The sequence below is a fragment of the Curtobacterium sp. PsM8 genome (assembly GCF_030433875.1).
Lineage (GTDB): Bacteria > Actinomycetota > Actinomycetes > Actinomycetales > Microbacteriaceae > Curtobacterium.
Window position 1 is genome coordinate 1 of the sequence record NZ_JARUXD010000024.1, and the last position, 16,626, is coordinate 16,626.

The 16,626-nt window shown below is 70.7% G+C and carries 13 protein-coding genes and 1 tRNA gene; 9 read left to right on the forward strand and 5 right to left on the reverse strand.

Annotation, left to right across the window (positions count from 1 at the left end):
• Window positions 1-110: 110 nt before the first annotated feature.
• Entirely contained in the window at window positions 111-1,232 is a 1,122-nt protein-coding gene (locus QCD68_RS07605) for a hypothetical protein (protein WP_301222587.1), read from the reverse strand.
• Window positions 1,233-1,351: 119 nt separating this feature from the next.
• Between QCD68_RS07605 and QCD68_RS07610 the strand changes: the two genes are divergently transcribed.
• From QCD68_RS07610 to QCD68_RS07640, 7 genes are all read left to right on the forward strand, one after another.
• Window positions 1,352-2,839, forward strand: coding sequence for a malate:quinone oxidoreductase (locus tag QCD68_RS07610; RefSeq protein ID WP_301222588.1), 1,488 nt, complete (start codon window positions 1,352-1,354; stop codon window positions 2,837-2,839).
• Window positions 2,840-2,885: 46 nt separating this feature from the next.
• Window positions 2,886-4,088 (forward strand): Rv2578c family radical SAM protein, encoded by a 1,203-nt coding sequence (locus QCD68_RS07615; RefSeq protein WP_301222589.1) that lies wholly within the window; start codon window positions 2,886-2,888, stop codon window positions 4,086-4,088.
• Window positions 4,089-4,324: 236 nt separating this feature from the next.
• Window positions 4,325-5,578, forward strand: a complete 1,254-nt coding sequence (locus QCD68_RS07620; protein WP_301222590.1) for a sensor histidine kinase — start codon at window positions 4,325-4,327, stop codon at window positions 5,576-5,578.
• Window positions 5,575-6,813, forward strand: coding sequence for a hypothetical protein (locus tag QCD68_RS07625; protein ID WP_301222591.1), 1,239 nt, complete (start codon window positions 5,575-5,577; stop codon window positions 6,811-6,813). Before QCD68_RS07620 ends, QCD68_RS07625 begins: the two co-directional genes overlap by 4 nt.
• The gene (locus tag QCD68_RS07630; RefSeq protein WP_290156784.1) at window positions 6,800-7,501 is read left to right on the forward strand and encodes a DNA-binding response regulator; all 702 of its coding nucleotides are present in this window, start codon (window positions 6,800-6,802) and stop codon (window positions 7,499-7,501) included. The genes QCD68_RS07625 and QCD68_RS07630 overlap by 14 nt, the downstream gene beginning before the upstream one ends.
• Window positions 7,501-8,136: a thymidine kinase gene (locus QCD68_RS07635; RefSeq protein ID WP_301222592.1), complete on the forward strand. Its 636-nt coding sequence runs from the start codon at window positions 7,501-7,503 to the stop codon at window positions 8,134-8,136. The genes QCD68_RS07630 and QCD68_RS07635 overlap by 1 nt, the downstream gene beginning before the upstream one ends.
• Window positions 8,137-8,237: 101 nt before the next feature.
• Window positions 8,238-9,278: an LLM class flavin-dependent oxidoreductase gene (locus QCD68_RS07640; protein ID WP_301222593.1), complete on the forward strand. Its 1,041-nt coding sequence runs from the start codon at window positions 8,238-8,240 to the stop codon at window positions 9,276-9,278.
• 355 nt (window positions 9,279-9,633) lie between these two features.
• On the opposite strand, the gene QCD68_RS07645 is transcribed toward QCD68_RS07640, so the two are convergent.
• From QCD68_RS07645 to QCD68_RS07655, 3 genes are all read right to left on the reverse strand, one after another.
• Window positions 9,634-9,707 (reverse strand) — tRNA-Pro (locus QCD68_RS07645).
• A 453-nt stretch (window positions 9,708-10,160) separates the two neighbouring features.
• Window positions 10,161-11,114, reverse strand: a complete 954-nt coding sequence (locus QCD68_RS07650) for a metallophosphoesterase (protein ID WP_301222594.1) — start codon at window positions 11,112-11,114, stop codon at window positions 10,161-10,163.
• Window positions 11,111-13,747: a transglycosylase domain-containing protein gene (locus QCD68_RS07655; RefSeq protein ID WP_301222595.1), complete on the reverse strand. Its 2,637-nt coding sequence runs from the start codon at window positions 13,745-13,747 to the stop codon at window positions 11,111-11,113. The genes QCD68_RS07650 and QCD68_RS07655 overlap by 4 nt, the downstream gene beginning before the upstream one ends.
• A gap of 50 nt (window positions 13,748-13,797) precedes the next feature.
• Between QCD68_RS07655 and QCD68_RS07660 the strand changes: the two genes are divergently transcribed.
• Entirely contained in the window at window positions 13,798-13,956 is a 159-nt protein-coding gene (locus tag QCD68_RS07660; protein ID WP_181431068.1) for a hypothetical protein, read from the forward strand.
• Window positions 13,953-14,414, forward strand: a complete 462-nt coding sequence (locus tag QCD68_RS07665; protein ID WP_301222596.1) for a RidA family protein — start codon at window positions 13,953-13,955, stop codon at window positions 14,412-14,414. Before QCD68_RS07660 ends, QCD68_RS07665 begins: the two co-directional genes overlap by 4 nt.
• 84 nt (window positions 14,415-14,498) lie before the next feature.
• Here the strand turns inward: QCD68_RS07665 and acs are convergent, their stop codons facing one another.
• Window positions 14,499-16,508 (reverse strand): acetate--CoA ligase, encoded by a 2,010-nt coding sequence (gene acs, locus QCD68_RS07670; protein ID WP_301222597.1) that lies wholly within the window; start codon window positions 16,506-16,508, stop codon window positions 14,499-14,501.
• Window positions 16,509-16,626 lie beyond the last annotated feature (118 nt).

Below are 16,626 nucleotides of genomic sequence, written 5' to 3' on the forward strand. Positions count from 1 at the left end.
CCCCCCCCCGCCCCGGGGGGGGGCCGCCCGGCCCCCCCCCCCCCCCCGCGGGCGGGGGCGCCCCCCACCCCGGGGCGGGGGCCCCCCCCGCCCGTCGTCGTGTCCGTTCGTCAGGAGCGACGCAGGCGTCGACGGAGGACGGTCAGGAGACCGCCCAGGCCGAGGAGCACGCCCGCGGCGGCAGTGGCCGTGCCGACCTCGGCACCCGTGTAGGCGAGCCGATCGGGGAGTGCTGCCGTCGCCGTCGGGCTGCTGGTCGGCGTCGGTGCGGTGGTCGCGGACGGGGTACCCGGCAGGGATCCGGCGCCGGGGGCGGGATCGACGCCGGGCGCCGGGTCCGTGCCGGGCTCCGGGTCGGTGCCCGGGTCGGGGTCGGGTCCGGGCTCGGGGCTGGGGTCGGTGCCCGGGTCGGTGCCGGGGTCGGTGCCCGGATCCGTCCCGGGATCGGTGCTGGCGTCGGCGACGACGACGTGCACCGCGCGGGGGCCTGCCGGCTGGTTCGCCGCCGAGACGCCGTAGAGCTCGAGGTCGTGCTCGCCGACCTGCAGGTCGGCGGCGCACGACCACGTGCCGGGCTGGGGGGCGTCCTCGCCGGCGGCGTCCGCTTCGCAGAGCACGTCGGTACCTCGGACGACCACGACGTGGGCACCGGGCTGCGCGGTGCCGGCCAAGTCGGAACCGACCGTGATCGTCGTCTCGGTGAGCTCCGGAGCCGTGAACTCCCCGCGGGTGACGACGTCGAAGTCGGAGCCGGCGTCGCCGAGACGGAGTGCGGAGGACCCGGGGGTCTGCTCGAGCGTCAGTCCGTTGCCGGGGGAGAGCGCGTCGTCCGCGACGAACCGGAGGGAACCGTCGGCACCCGCGACGGTGCGCATGGTGAGGCACCGTGACGGGTCCGTGGCGTCGATGACGATCGCGTAGGGCAGACCCGGTCCGTTGAGCGGGCTGAAGCACCGATCGCCGATGACCAGCGGACCGGTGGCGCCCGGCTCCGAGTGGAGCACGGCGTCGGCGGTGGCGGCGTTCGTGTGAGCCTGCTCGACGCCGTCGACGGTGCCCACGGCGACGAACCCGTTCGAGCCGGCGAGGCGGAGCGTGCTGGTGACCGTCGAGTCGGACGTGGTCGCGTCGACGACGGTCTGGGCGGAAGCCGACGTGGAGACGGCGAGGAGCGGGGCGGTCGCGAGGAGGGGGACGGCGACGAGCCCGGCCATGGTCGTGGTGCGGCGCATGGTGTGCTTTCGATGGAGGGCCAGGAACCCCAATACTGTATGAGATATGTGGGATCGCAATCGACCATCAGGTGCGAGGTGATCCGCGGCCGCGCAGGGAACGGAGGTAGGCTCGACGGGTGGCAGTGAAGCAGGTGGACCCCATCGATGTCGTCCTCGTCGGGGGAGGGATCATGAGCGCCACGCTCGCCGCGATCATCCACCGGCTCGAGCCGGACTGGAAGATCCGCGTCTACGAGCGGCTCGGCTCGGCCGCGCAGGAGTCCTCGAACCCGTGGAACAACGCCGGGACGGGTCACTCTGCACTCTGCGAGCTGAACTACACGCCGGAGCTGCCGGACGGTCGTGTCGAGATCGCGAAGGCCGTGACGGTCAACGAGCAGTTCCAGGTGTCGCGCCAGTTCTGGTCGCACCTGGTCGAGGACGGCACCCTGCCCGACCCGAAGAGCTTCATCAACCCGACACCGCACATCTCGTTCGTCTGGGGTGCGGACAATGTCGCCTACATGCGTGCCCGCTACGACGCCATGAAGGACCACCCGCTGTTCGCCGGGCTCGAGTACAGCGAGGACGCCGAGCAGATCCGCAAGTGGGCGCCGGCGCTCATCCCGGGCCGTAAGAAGGACCAGCCGATCGCGGCGACCTACTCGGCGGCCGGCTCGGACGTCGACTTCGGCTCGCTGACCCGACAGCTGTTCGACCGGCTCGAGATCGACGGGCTCGAGTTCGAGCCGTCGCACCGCGTCACGAAGATCGTCCGCTCGAAGGTGTCCGACGGCTGGGTGCTCGACGTCCGCAACGAGGTCGGTCGCACCAAGCAGCGCATCGCGGCGGACTTCGTCTTCGTCGGTGCGGGTGGTGGTGCCCTGCAGCTGCTGCAGAAGTCCGGCATCCCGGAGATCCGCGGCTACGGCGGGTTCCCGGTGTCCGGCGAGTTCCTCCGCACCGATGACCCCGAGGTGGTGCAGAAGCACTCGGCGAAGGTCTACGGCAAGGCGAGCGTCGGTGCTCCGCCGATGTCCGTGCCACACCTCGACACCCGCATCGTCGACGGCAGCGCCTCGCTGATGTTCGGCCCGTACGCCGGGTTCAGCCCGAAGTTCCTCAAGCAGGGCTCGGTCCTCGATCTGTTCGCCTCGATCCGGCCGCACAACCTACGGCCGATGCTCAGCGTCGCGTTCTCGAACTTCGACCTGGTCCGGTACCTGATCGGGCAGCTCCTGGCGTCCAAGCAGACCAAGTTCGACGCCCTCCGCGACTTCATGCCCGCAGCCGAGCCCGAGAACTGGCACCGGATCACGGCCGGCCAGCGCGTCCAGGTCATCAAGCCGGACAAGGACAAGGGCGGCGTCCTGCAGTTCGGGACCGAGGTCATCACGTCGGCGGACGGCTCGATCGCCGGGCTGCTCGGGGCCTCGCCGGGTGCGTCGACGGCGGTGCCGATCATGCTGAGCATGCTCCGCAAGTGCTTCCCGGACCGGTGGGACGGCTGGCAGCCCACGGTGCGGAAGATGGTCCCGACCTACGGGCAGGACCTCGGCGACGACGCCGCGCTGGCGGACGCCACACTCGACCGCACTGCGGCGGTGCTCGGACTGCACCGCTGACTTCGGTCGCCTTGCGCCGCGTTCGAACGTGTGTTCGAATGGGTGCATGCGGTGGGACGGGCAGGCGATCACGGCCGAGCGGAGCGACATGCTCTCCGGGCTCGAGTCGAACAGCGGGTTCGTCCGGAGTGTGACGACCCCGGAGTTCGCCGGCGTGACGTTCCACGAAGTCCTGGCGAAGTCGGCGCTGAACAAGGTCGGGGGAGCGGACGGCGGCACCTGGGGGATGACGATCAACCCCTACCGCGGCTGCAGCCACGCGTGCGTGTACTGCTTCGCCCGCCCGACCCACACCTACCTGGAGTTCGACGGTGGCGCGGACTTCGACCAGCAGATCGTCGTGAAGACGAACGTGGCGGACGTCCTGACGCGCGAACTCGCGAAGCCGAGCTGGGACCGGCACCCGGTGGCCCTCGGCACGAACACCGATCCGTACCAGCGGGCCGAGGGGCGCTACCGCCTGATGCCCGGCATCATCCAAGCGCTGGCGGAGTCGGGGACGCCCTTCAGCATCCTCACCAAGGGCAGCCTGCTCCGCCGGGACATCCCGCTGCTGGTCGAAGCGGCGAAGTCCGTGCCGGTCGACATCGCCATGTCGATCGCGGTGTACGACGACGACCTGCAGCAGTCCGTCGAACCGGGGACACCGACGACCTCGGCCCGCCTGGCGACCGTCCGTGCCGTCCGTGACGCCGGACTCGACTGCTCGGTCTTCCTCATGCCGGTCCTGCCCTACATCACGGACACCCGCGCCCACCTGCAGGACGCGGTCGGACGCGCCGCGGCGTCGGGCGCCACGAGCCTGATGTACTCGGCGCTGCACCTCAAGCCGGGCATCAAGCCGTGGTGGTACGAGTGGCTCGGCCGCACCCACCCGGACCTGGTCGGCCGGTACCGGGCGATGTACCTCGACAACACCTACGCGCCGAAGGACTACCGGCGGTGGCTGGCGGAGCGGGTCCGCCCGATCCTCCGCGAGCACGGGCTGTCCCTCGGGCAGGTCGACCCCGCCACCGGGTCGATGGGCTTCTCGGACGACGCCGTCCCGCGCACGTCCGACCAGTCGCCGTTGAAGCGCGCCGACCCCGGGTACGCCCAGCGGGCCGAGTACCGACCGACGAACGGGCGGCAGCCGGCGCAGGCTGTTGCACCGTCGTCGCTGTCCCCGTCGCTGTCCCCGTCGCTGTCGCCGACGTCGACCCCGGTCCGACCGACGTCGTCCGGCACCGGCGGGCCGCGCCTGTTCTGAGGCGCCGGAGGTCCGCGAGCCCGTGTCCGGGGGACAGCAGAGGGTCGGTGGTCGCCGGTACCATGGTCCGGTCTGCCGTCTGAGGACCTGATCGGGGTACACAACCTCGTGCATCGTGGTTGGATCGATGGTGGCGCCCCTGCCGCTGAACGGCCTCCCGAACGGTCGTCGGCGGTGGAGAGCACTCGCTGGCCGGGTGCTCCGTGACCCCTCGACCGCACGGAAGGACAGCCCCGGTGCTCGGCATCCCCACGCATCTCGCCCCCCGGGTGAACGCGTGGTCGACGGTGCGCGCCTTCCACGCGGCGGCGATCGGGTCCCTCGTGGCCGCGGCGCTGCTGTTGGTCCTCTACCGTCTCGACGCCCCGAACGACCACATCCTCGGCGCCGTCCTGGCCGTCGTGCCGATGCTCGTCATGATCGCCGTGCACACCCACGTCGGCACGTGGCGGTCCGGAGCGGCCTTCCTCGTCGTCGGGGGCATCTGCGCGTGGTGGTTCGCCACCGTCGTGCAACGTGAACTCGCCGACGTCCCCTGGGTCAGCTCCTACCTGCTGTCCTTGGTCGTCGTGCCGCTCGTCCTCATCGGCGGATCGGGGAGTGGCACCCTCCGTGTCGTCCTCTGGTCGGTGTCCGGCTTCACCGTCGGGAGGGTCGTGACCTCCGTCGCCGCCGCACGCTCCGGCGGCCCCGACCACCCCCTCGTGCTCGCCTGGGTGACGCTCGGCTTCGTCATCGCGCTCGTCGTCGCCGTCAGCCGCTCGACCGCGCGGTCCGAGCGCGTCCAACCCGAACTGCTGCGGTCCGCCCGTGAGGAACACGTCACCGCGTACCGCGCCGGCATCGAGGCCGAAGCCGCCGCGATCCTGCACGACACGATCCTGAACCACCTCAACGCCATCGCCCTCGCACCGGCCGGACCGATGGACGAGCACCTCGCCCGGACCATGGAGTCCGACGTCGCGATGCTCACCGGCCGGGCCTGGCTCGCAGGGGACGCCGCCGCGTCGGACGGCGCCGATGCGGCCGACGCCGCGTCCGAAGCGGTCACCGCGTTCGAGCGGATGATCGACGAGCAGCGGGCCACGGGCCTCCAGGTCGCCGTGACGGGCGACCCGTCGTCCGTCGGGCGGCTGGACCCGCGGGCCATGACCGCCGTCGTCCGCGCCGTCGGGCAGTGCCTGGCGAACGTCCTCAAGCACGCCGGCACCGACACCGCCGAGGTCAGCGTCTTCGACGACGGTGCGGCCTGCACCGTGATGGTGGTCGACGACGGGCGCGGGTTCGACGAGCAGGCGACCGGCGCCGACCGGATGGGCCTGCGGAACTCCGTCCGCGAACGCATCGGCCGCGTCGGCGGCGACGTCCAGGTGTGGTCGTCGCCCGGTTCCGGCACGAGCGTGATGATGAGCGTCCCGTACGCGGCGACGATCGGCTCCGCGCCGGTCGTGCACCTCGCCGGTGACGGCGACGTGGAGCGTGCGTCGTGACCGCCGGCCGCGCGGACCGCGGTCGCGGCAGCGGCAGCGGACGCCGGACCGCTCAGCAGTACGACCCGCTCGGCGCGATGGGTTCCCGACCCCTCGCGGTCGTGATCGGTGCCGGCGGGGTGCTCTGGGCGAGCCTGGTGTCCCTGTTCGACCGCGACGTCGTCGGCACCCCGACGGTCAGTGCCCTGACCGTCCTGCTGCTGGCGGCCTCCGCGGTGGTGGTGATCAGCGCCTCCAGTCCGTTCCGTGCGCCGTTCCCGCGCTGGGCGTTCGTCGCCCACGTCGGGTTGCTCGCCGCCGCGACGGTGACCAGTTCGGCAGCGCAGTGGGGGCCGGACCGTTCCCTCGTCAACGACTTCATGGTCCTGCTGTGCGCGGTCGGCATCGTCGAGGTCGCGCCGTACCGGCCGTGGGTGGACCTGGTCGTCGGCGGGCTCGTCCTGGCGGTGGTCAACGGCGTGACCGCCGGGACGGTCGCTGCGGTGTACCCGGCCGGCGTTCCGGTGTCCGTGGCCGCGTTCCTGGCGGCTGCGCCGACCCTGGTCCTGACCGCCGCGGCCGCCGTGTTCGCGCGGACCTTCGCCGGTCTGGCGGAACGGGTCCAGATCCGTGCCGGGTCCTACTCCGTCGAGCGGGCTGAACGGGACGGCATCACCGCGAGCGTCCAGCAGGACCGGTCCACGATCCTGGCGCGCGACGTCGCACCGTTCTTCGCCGAGCTCCGGACCCGCGCCTCGATCACCGACGCCGACCGTGCTCGAGCCCGCGCGATCGCCGACGGCATCCGCCAGGGGATGGTCGCCGAGGCGGACCGCACCTGGCTCGAGTACGCCGTCCGGGTGTCGGGCGACGCAGCGGCGACCGTGCACGACCCGGAGGGACTGGCGTCCGCCATGGACGCGGACCAGCGGACCGTCGTCCGGACGTTCGTCCGGGCGCTGCTCGGCGCCGCGACGGTCGACCCGGCCGGCGTCCGGGTCACGGTCGCCCCCGTCGGCGCGCTCGCGCCCGGCCTGGGTGCGGACGGGCCAGCGGCCAGACCGACGGCCGGTGCGGCGGGCCCGACGACGCCGCGGGTCGGGATGACCTTCGACGTCGTGGTCGCGGACTCCGACGTCGGGATCCACCGGACCTTCGACCCCTACTTCGCCGTGCTCCGCGTGACGTTCCCCGACACCGACGTCGCCGTCCGACCATCGTCACTGACATTAAGGTTCTCGTATGACCAGCACTGACCCGAACCGTCTCACGGAGGGCGGTCCGTCGATGCCGACCCCGGGTTCGCGACGGGTGCGCCTGGCCATCCTCGACGACCACGAGGTCCTGCTCGACAGCCTGTCGAGCTGGATCGCGGTGAACGCCTTCGACTTCGACCTGGCCCTCACCGCCCACACCTGGCTCGAGATGGTGCACAGCGACAGCTTCCCGACCGACCTGGTGTTCCTCGACTTCCAGCTCAAGGAGCCCGTCTCCATCGAGGCCCGGGTGCGCACCTGCCGTGCCGCTGGTGCGAAGGTCATCGTGCTCTCCAGCGTCGACGCGCGTGAGTCCCGCGACCGGTCGCTCGCCGCCGGCGCGGCCGCGTTCCTGTCGAAGTCCCTGCCGATGCGCGAGGTCATGGACATCGCGCGCGAGGTCATGGGCGTCGCCCGCGAGACCCCCGCGCAGCGCGAGTGGCGGCCGTTGCCCACCGGCGCGAGCGCCCACCAGCGGCCGAAGCTCAGCCACGGTGAAGAGGAAGCGCTCCGCCTGTACGTCTCCGGCTACTCCACCAACGAGGTCGCCGCGCAGATGAACGTGCAGTACGAGACCGCGAAGACCTACCTGCGGCGCGTCCGCGAGAAGTACGCCAAGGTCGGCCGCCCGGCGTCGAAGAAGTCCGACCTGATCCGTCGTGCGGCGGAGGACGGGTTCCTCGCGTAGTGGCGAAGCTCTACTTCCGCTTCGGCGCGATGAACAGCGGCAAGAGCACCGGACTCCTGCAAGCCGCCTACAACTACGAGGAACGCGGCCAGCGGGTCCTGCTCGCGAAGCCCGCCGTCGACACGAAGGGTGACCGCGAGATCGTCTCGCGGCTCGGCGTCACCCGGACCGTCGACGTGGTCCTGCCCGCCGACGTGGACGTCCGTGCCGCCGTCGCCGAGGCCGGTGCCACCGACCCGGAGTCCGCCCGCCTGGACGGCATGGTCCGCCCGGTCAGCTGCGTGCTCGTCGACGAGGCCCAGTTCCTCACCCCCCGCCAGGTCGACGACCTGCTGCGGATCGCCGTCCTCGACCAGATCCCGGTCCTGGCGTACGGCATCCGCACCGACTTCCGCACCGAGGCGTTCCCCGGCAGCCGGCGGTTGCTCGAGGTCGCGCACTCCCTCGAAGAGCTCAAGACGATCTGCCGGTGCGGCCGCAAGGCCGTGTTCAACGCGCGGAAGATCCACGGACAGTTCGTCTTCGACGGATCGCAGGTCGCCATCGACGGCGCCGACGTCGAGTACGAGTCGCTCTGCGCCAACTGCTACCTCACCGAGTCCGGTGGGCGGCTGGACGGCGCGAGCGGGCGCTGACGCTCCGTCCCGGACTGTTGACGCTCCGTCCCGGACTGTTGACGCTCCGTCCCGGACTGGAGGCGCGGAATGGTCTCGGGGCGGCTCACGTTGGCTCCGACATGAGTGACGCACCCCTGCACCTTTCCGTCCTCGACCTCGCCACGCGCGAGTATGGCCAGTCCAACACCGAAGCCCTGCAGGGCTCGATCGACATGGCCGTGCGGGCCGAGCAACTCGGCTACGAACGGATCTGGGTCGCCGAGCACCACGGCATGCCGGGCATCACCTCGTCCGCACCCGCCGTGCTGCTGAGCGCCGTCGGAGCCGCGACCTCCACCATCCGGATCGGGTCCGGTGGCGTGATGCTGCCCAACCACGCACCCCTCGTCATCGCCGAGCAGTTCGGCACCCTCCGCGCCCTGTACGGCGACCGCGTGGACCTCGGCATCGGTCGGGCACCCGGTACGGACGGCGCGACCGCGATGGCGCTGCGCCGCACCGACCGCCTGGACGTCGACGACTTCCCGCAGCAGCTCGCCGACCTGATCGGGTTCTTCACCGGCATGGAGGAGTCGAACCCGCTCTCCCGGATCCGCGCCGTCCCCGGCTACGGCGACGTGCCCGAGTTCTGGCTGCTCGGTTCCTCCGGGTACAGCGCGCAGGTCGCCGGTGCACTCGGCATCGCCTTCGCGTTCGCCCACCACTTCGCCTCGGACAACACCGAAGCGGCACTGGCGCTCTACCACCAGTCGTTCCGGCCGTCGCGCTTCCGGTCGGAGCCCCTCGCCCTCATCGGCGTGCAGGTCGTCACCGATGAGGACCCCGCCGTGGTCGAGGAGCAGAGCGCCCCGGGCATGATCTCCTTCATCAGGATGCGTCAGGGCACGAAGCCGGAGCCGGTGTCCATGGACGAGGCGCGGGCTTACCAGTTCTCGGACCTGGAGCGTCGGTTCATCGCCGCACGCACCGAGCGTCAGGCGTACGGCACGCGCGAGCAGGTCGCAGCGAAGATCAACGACCTGGTCGAGTCGACCGGGGCGGACGGTGTCATCGTCGCTCCGGGTGCCGCACAGGCGCGCTACCGGCACCAGGCGCTCGAGGTCGTCGCCGGGCTGCACGGCGACGGGCGTCTGGTCCGCCCGGGCGTCGCGGTGGCGTAGGGGAGCGGCTGGCGCTGCTGCTGGCGCTGCCCGCTCGGCCTGGCTTGCGCTGCGCCGGTTCGGCCTGGACACGCGCTACCGGAACCGGTTCGCACCGCGGGAAACCCTGGTGCGGACCGGTTCTTGTTGTGCGGCGACCCAGCCGGCACACCGGCCCGGGTCGCACTGCGCCGGTTCGGCATGGACAGGCACTACCGGAACCGGTTCGCACCGCGGGAAGCCCTGGCGCGGATCGGTTTTCGTTGTGCGGCGACCCGGCCGGCGGCCAAGCGGGACGACGGCTGATCCGGAAACAAGGACAGCCCGCGGATAAGCAGAACGGCCCTGGTTCCGAGTGGAACCAGGGCCGTGGCTGTCGGGGTGACAGGATTTGAACCTGCGACCTCGTCGTCCCGAACGACGCGCGCTACCAAGCTGCGCCACACCCCGCGGTGTGATCACTCCGTTCCCGGAGCAACCCCAGAAGTCTATCCGATGTTCGGGGGTGCTCACGACCACGCGATGTCGGCCGGGCGCGTCGCGGGCTGCCGCGTTCAGTCGGACCACACGGCCGGGCCTCGGAACACCGCTGCGGTCGCAGACGCCCCCGGACCGGCGCTGTCGCCACCGACCCGCGCGGACGCAAGCAGAGCGGCGGGGTGCCCGAGGACCGGCCTGGCGCCTACCGACGCGGCGCGGGAACAGGGAGATGCGCGCAACCGGCCCGAGACCGCAGCGGTCGTGGGAACCAGGTCACGCGGGGGTCCGACCCACGACCCCCTCCGGCGCCCGGCTGTGGATCCGGCGGAGAGGTCCTCGACGGACCCGATCGGGACGCACGTGACCACCAGTTGCACAGGTGACAGCCGAGAGGCCGACCTGCGATACGGACCCCGGTGTGGCTCAGGCTCGGGCGGTGAGGGTGACGACCACGGCCTCAGGCCGGACGGCGAACCGGATCGGCGCGTAGATCGAGGTACCGAGCCCGGCCGAGACGTTGAGCCACGACCAGTGCGTCCGGTTCTGCCACTGGTGCAGTCCGCTGGCGTACCGACGGGGGAGGTCCGAATTCGTCACCAGTGCCCCGACTCCGGGGACGGCGACCTGGCCGCCGTGGGTGTGCCCGGCGAACACGACGTCCGCGCCCTGCGTGACGAAGGCGTCCAACACTCGACGGTAGGGCGCATGCGTGACGCCGATGGAGACGGGGGAGGGGCCGGTTTCGTCCTCGGACCAGGGGACCTCGGAGCGCATCTCGTCGACGTTGGCCGGCAGCAGGTCGAGACGGTCCCAGTCGCGGTGCGCGTCGGACGTGCCGAAGAGCTCGAAGCGTGAGCCGCGGACCTCGATCGCGCGGGCGTGGTCGTTGAGGTCGAGCCAGCCGAGGGACTCGAAGAAGGCCGTCTGCCGATCGACGTCGAGCTTCGCCGGAGGCGCCTCGGGCCGCATCGTGCTCGGACCAGACAGGTAGCGCGCCGGGTTCCGCGGGGACGGGGCGAAGAAGTCGTTCGAGCCGTACACGAACGCTCCGGGGATGCCGCGGAACGGCTCGAGGGCGTACTCGACGGCGGCGTTGGCGGTCTCGTGCCCGAGGTTGTCGCCGGTGTTCACGATGAAGTCCGGCTCGACCAGGCTGAGGTCGCGGATCCACTGCTGCTTGTCGGCCTGCCACGGGGCCATGTGGATGTCTGAGAGGTGCAGCACCGTCACGTCACGGGAACCGGCGGGCAGGACGGGGACCGTCTCCCACCGGATGCCGAACCGCCGGCGTTCGACCAGTGCGCCCCAGGCTGCCGAGGCGACACCGACCGCGGCACCCGCGGCCAGGACGCCGAGGGCACCGCGGCCGCGGCTCATCGGCAGTCCTTCGGCGCCTTGCCGTCCTTGTTGCCGAACAGCTTGAGGGTCACCCCGGTGGTCTTCGCCGTGGCCGTCCCGGCGCCCGGAGCCACCGCGGCGACCGTGCACTCGTTCTTGCCGTTGCCCCGCTCGTAGTCACCGGCGACGGCCACGTTCGTGAACCCGGCATCGGACAGGGTCGATTTCGCGTCGTCGACCTTCTTGCCGCCGACATCGGGGACCGAGGCCTGGGAGCCGTCGGTGGTGTAGACCGTCACGCTCGAGCCCTTGGAGAGCTGGAGTCCGGCTGCCGGACTGGTCGACGAGACCGTCCCCGCGGTTCCGCCGCCGGACTGCACTCCGCCGTCGACGTAGGTCAGGCCGACGTTCGCGAGCGCTGCCCGTGCCGCGTCGGGGGTCTGCCCGGCCACGTTCGGGACGGTGATGCTGTTGCCGCGGATGGCCGCCGCGGACGGGGTCTCGAACTCGCCGCCCGGGTACTGGGTGTTCACGACGGCCTGCGCCTGGCGCCAGAGCGCGGTGCGGGAGCCGGCGTACTGGCCGTTCGGACCGTAGACGAACCGGAGGCTCTGCTTGCCCTCGATGTTGCCCATCCACGCAGCGGTCGCGGCCTTGCTGGTCGCGCCGACGAGCCAGATCTGGTCTGCTTCGTCGGTGGTACCGGTCTTGGCGAACTCGTCGAAGCCGTCAGGAGTCCGGCCACCGACGGCGGTACCGACGGTCAGGACCTTCTTGAGCGCGTAGATCGCGGTGGCCGCGACCTGCGGGTCGATCGCCTGGGTGCAGTCCTTCGGCTGGCCGCCGAGCGACTTGCCGTCGGCGTTCGTGACGTTGTCGATCGCGATCGGCCGGCAGAACGTGCCCTTGTTCGCGATGCCCGCGTACGCCGCAGCCATCGTCAGCGGTGCGATGTAGTTGGTACCGAGTACGAACGACGGGTTGGTCCTGACGTCGCTCGTCGTCTTCTTGGACATGTCGTCTGCGTACTCAGTCGAGGTGAGGCGCGGCTTGGCCAGGTGTACGCCGAGGCTCTCGGCCGTGTCGCGGATGTCGCAGAAGTCGAGCTTCTGGGCCATCTGGACGTACGAGTTGTTGATCGAGCGGTAGGTCGCGTTCTCGACGGTCATGTTGCCGCCCTCGCCGGGTGCATCGTTCTTGACCGTGTACGGCGTGTAGATCGGCGTCTTGCACTGCGTGAAGCTCGAGAACGTCCGCGGCGTCCCGTTCACGATCTCCTGCAGCCCGTGGCCGTTCTGCAGCCAGTTCAGCAGCGTGAACGGCTTGAACGTCGAACCGGTCTGGAAGCCCTCACCGCCGCCGTACTGCTGGTCGACACTGAGGTTCAGACCCGTGTCGGTGGCCGGCGCACAGGCGTTCGGGTCCGCCCCTTGCGAGCCGCACTTGGCCAGCTGGTTGTAGTTCTTGTTCTGCACCATCGTCAGCACACGGCCGGTGTCGGCCTCGACCGAGTTCAGCACGCCACCCAGGGCGAACCGGGACTCGGTGTTCGGCGCGTACTGGTTGATCAGGTCCTTCTGCGCGTTGTTCAGGTCCAGGTTCAGCGTGGTCTGGATCGTGTACCCGCCGTTGCGCCAGGCGGCGTCGCGCTGCTTCTGCGTCGCACCGAGCTGCGACATCTCCTTGACGATCTGCACCGCGTAGTCGCAGAAGAACTGCGAACCGTTGCCGGCGGAAGCCTTGCAGCCCTGGGTCGGGTCGGTCAGGTGCACGTAGTCGGCCGGCTTCGAGGCGATGGCCTCGTCGAACTGCTTCTTGTCGATGTGCTTCTGCGCGTACATCGACTTGAGGATGACGTCACGTCGGGCGACGTTGGCCTCGTAGAACTTGGGGTCCGACAGATTGCGGGTGTTCGGCGACTGCACGATGGCCAGGATCGACGCGCCCTCGGCGGGGGTCAGGTCCGTGGCGTTCTTGCCGTAGTAGTGCTGGGCCGCGGCCTGCACGCCGTAGGTCTGGTCGCCGAAGAAGGCGATGTTGAGGTACCCGGTGAGGATGTCCTTCTTCGAGTACTTCTTCGCGAGCCCGATCGCGAGCTTCATCTCCTCCAGCTTGCGGGAGACCGAGACCTTCGTGGCCTCGTTGTAGGCCTTGAGGCGCTCTTCCTGTGTCGGGAGCTCGAGGGCCTGCTGCATCTTGATGTTGCGGACCAGCTGCATGGTCAGGGTCGAGCCTCCGCCGGAGTCGCCGAGGCCACCGCCCGCGACCGTCCCCACGCCAGCTCGCACCAGTGAGGTCATGTCGACCCCGCCGTGGTCCCAGAAGCGCTTGTCCTCGCCGTCGATGGCCGCGTTCTTCAGGTTGTCGCTGATCTGGTCGTACTTCAGTTCCTGGCGGTTCTGGTCGTAGACCGTCGCCAGGTGCACGGGCTTGCCGCCCTGGTACGCCAGCACTTCGTTGCGCTGGGGCAGGTCGCCGAGCTCGATGTACTCGGGCAGGGACTCGAACACCCCGATGGTCGAGGTCGTCGTGACACCGGCGACCGCGATGGCCGGGGTGACCCCGATCGTGACGAGCAGACCGGCGAGTGCGCTGAAGCCGACGAAACCGATGAAGGCGCCGACTGCGGAGACGGGCTTGGTCCGACGGGCAGACGTCTTCTGGGCAGACATAGGATGCAGCCTAAACGACACCTCGGACTGAAAGGCTGGCAAGGAACCGCATGCGCCGCTGGGAATACCTCACGACTCCGTTGATCATCCACAACACCACTGCCATCCTGAACAACTTCGGTGACCAGGGCTGGGAACTGGTCCAGGTCGTCACCGGCCCCGAGGGCGGCCTGGTCGCCTACCTGAAGCGTCCGAAGGCCGACGCATGAGCATCGAGGACCGCCTGCGCGAGCTCGGCCTCACGATCCCGGCCGTCGCCGCGCCCGTCGCGGCGTACGTCCCGGCCGTGGTCTCGGGCTCGCACGTCTTCACCGCGGGGCAGCTGCCCTTCGTCGACGGCGCCCTCCTGGTCACCGGCAAGGTCGGGTCCGCGGTCGACGCCGAGACCGCGACCGCGCAGGCTCGGCAGGCCGCACTGAACGGCCTCGCCGCCGTGCAGAGCGTCGCCGGGTCGCTCGACCGGGTGGCGAAGGTCGTCAAGGTGACCGTCTTCGTCGCCTCGGACCCCTCCTTCACCGGTCAGCCCGGCGTCGCGAACGGCGCCTCGCAGCTCGTCGGCGACGTCTTCGGTGAAGCGGGCATCCACGCCCGCAGCGCCGTCGGCGTCGCGGTGCTCCCGCTCGACGCCCCGGTCGAGGTGGAGCTGATCGTCGAGTTGACGGACTGAACCACCGGCGGACGGGACCCGTCCACGGAAAGCAGGAGAGCCTCCAGACCGACCGGCCTGGAGGCTCTCCGCACGTTCACCGCATCACATCAGTTCCGCGATGGTCGCCATCACCGTCGGGTCGGCCAACGTCGTCGTGTCGCCGATGCGACGGCCCTCGGCCGCGTCGCGGAGCAGGCGGCGCATGATCTTGCCCGAGCGCGTCTTCGGCAGCTCGGGGACGATGACGACCTGGCGCGGCTTCGCGATCGGGCCGATCCGCTTGCCGACCCAGTTGCGGAGCTCGGTCGCCGCGGACACGCGGTCGACGTCCGCCGCAGCGTCGGCGGTGAGGATCACGAACGCGACCACCGCCTGTCCGGTGGTCTCGTCGGCGGCACCGACGACCGCCGCCTCGGCGACGCCCTCGTGACCGACCAGTGCCGACTCGATCTCGGCCGTGGACAGCCGGTGTCCGGAGACGTTCATGACGTCGTCGACGCGTCCCTGCACCCAGATGTCGCCCTCGCCGTCCAGGCGGGCACCGTCGCCGGCGAAGTAGCGGCCGGGGAAGCGTGACCAGTAGGTCTCGACGAAGCGGTCCTGGTCTCCCCAGATGCCGCGGGCCATCGCGGGCCAGGGCTCGGTGATCGTGAGGTAGCCGCTGCCGCCCGGCTCGACACGGTGGCCGTCGTCGTCGACGATCTCGGCGACGATGCCGGGCAGCGGCGTCTGGGCGGCGCCGGGCTTGAGCTTCGTGACGCCGGGCAGGGCCGAGATCATGATGCCGCCGGTCTCGGTCTGCCACCAGGTGTCGACGATCGGGGTGCGGTCGTGACCGATGACCTGCCGGTACCACTGCCAGGCCTCGGGGTTGATCGGTTCCCCGACGCTGCCGAGCAGGCGCAGGCTCTCGAGGCTGCGTGCCTCGGGGATCTGCCGGCCGGCCTTCATCGCCGCGCGCACCGCGGTCGGTGCGGTGTAGAGGACCGTGACGCCGTACGCGTCGACGAGGTCCCACCACCGGCCGGGCTTCGGCTCGTCGGGGGTGCCTTCGTACAGGACCTGTGTCACGCCGTTCGCGAGCGGGCCGTAGACGACGTAGGTGTGGCCGGTGATCCAGCCGATGTCGGCGGTGCACCAGTAGACGTCCTTCTCCGGGTGCATGTCGAACACGTTCTTGTGCGTGTACGCCGCCTGGGTCAGGTAGCCACCGGAGGTGTGCACGATGCCCTTGGGCTTGCCGGTCGTGCCGGACGTGTAGAGGATGAAGAGGGGGTTCTCGGCGGGGAACGCCTGCGCCTCGTGCTCCGGGGCGGCTGCGGCGAACTCGTCGTGCCACCAGCGGTCCCGGTCGGTCCACTCGACGTCGTTGCCGCCGCGCTGCACCACCAGCACGTGCTCGACGCTGTCGGTGCCCTCGCCCTGCAGGGCCTCGTCGACCGCGGGCTTGAGCGGCGAGACGGCACCCCGGCGCCAGCCGCCGTCGGCCGTCACGACGACCTTGGCGCCGGCGTCCTCGATGCGGGCGCGCAGACTCTCGGCGCTGAAGCCGCCGAAGACGACGGAGTGGATCGCACCGAGGCGGGCGATCGCCAGCATGGTGACCACGGCCTCCGGGATCAGCGGCAGGTAGACGACGACTCGGTCGCCCTGCGTGACGCCGAGGCCCGCGAGCATGTTCGCCGCCCGCTGCACGTCGGCGGTCAGCTGTGCGTAGGTGATGGTGCGGGTGTCACCGTTCGCGCCCTCGAAGTGGATCGCGACGCGGTCACCGTTGCCCGCGCGGACGTGCCGGTCCAGGCAGTTCTCGGCGACGTTCAACTCGCCGTCCGCGAACCAGCGGGCGAACGGGGCCGCGGACCAATCGAGCGTGCTCGTGAACGGCGTCCGCCACTCCAGCAGGGCGCGGGACTGCTCGGCCCAGAAGGCCACCCGGTCCGCGCTGGCGGCGTCGTGCAGGGCACGGTCCGCCACCGCGTCGGCCACGAACTCCGGCGACGGCGGGAACGTCGTGGCGTCACCGGGGGTCTGGTCGGTCTGGTTCTGGTCGGCCGGGTTCTGGCCGGCACCGGTCTGGTCGGTACGGGTCTGGTCCTGCTGCGGAATCGTCATCGATGTCCTCTCGTCTCGTCCGCCGGGGGCGCGGTCGGACCACCGAGGCAGTCGATGACCGGGCGCCTCCGGAGACTACTCCGAGCGCCGACGCCGCCGAGGCGCCTGTGGACAACTC

Excerpts from the sequence above, each read along its gene's own strand:
- QCD68_RS07615 (WP_301222589.1), top strand. The coding sequence starts at position 2,886 with ATGCGGTGGGACGGGCAGGCGATCACGGCCGAGCGGAGCGACATGCTC.
- QCD68_RS07665 (WP_301222596.1), top strand. The coding sequence starts at position 13,953 with ATGAGCATCGAGGACCGCCTGCGCGAGCTCGGCCTCACGATCCCGGCC.
- QCD68_RS07660 (WP_181431068.1), top strand. The coding sequence starts at position 13,798 with ATGCGCCGCTGGGAATACCTCACGACTCCGTTGATCATCCACAACACC.
- QCD68_RS07630 (WP_290156784.1), top strand. The coding sequence starts at position 6,800 with ATGACCAGCACTGACCCGAACCGTCTCACGGAGGGCGGTCCGTCGATG.
- acs (WP_301222597.1), bottom strand. The coding sequence starts at position 16,508 with ATGACGATTCCGCAGCAGGACCAGACCCGTACCGACCAGACCGGTGCC.
- QCD68_RS07640 (WP_301222593.1), top strand. The coding sequence starts at position 8,238 with ATGAGTGACGCACCCCTGCACCTTTCCGTCCTCGACCTCGCCACGCGC.
- QCD68_RS07605 (WP_301222587.1), bottom strand. The coding sequence starts at position 1,232 with ATGCGCCGCACCACGACCATGGCCGGGCTCGTCGCCGTCCCCCTCCTC.
- QCD68_RS07655 (WP_301222595.1), bottom strand. The coding sequence starts at position 13,747 with ATGTCTGCCCAGAAGACGTCTGCCCGTCGGACCAAGCCCGTCTCCGCA.
- QCD68_RS07650 (WP_301222594.1), bottom strand. The coding sequence starts at position 11,114 with ATGAGCCGCGGCCGCGGTGCCCTCGGCGTCCTGGCCGCGGGTGCCGCG.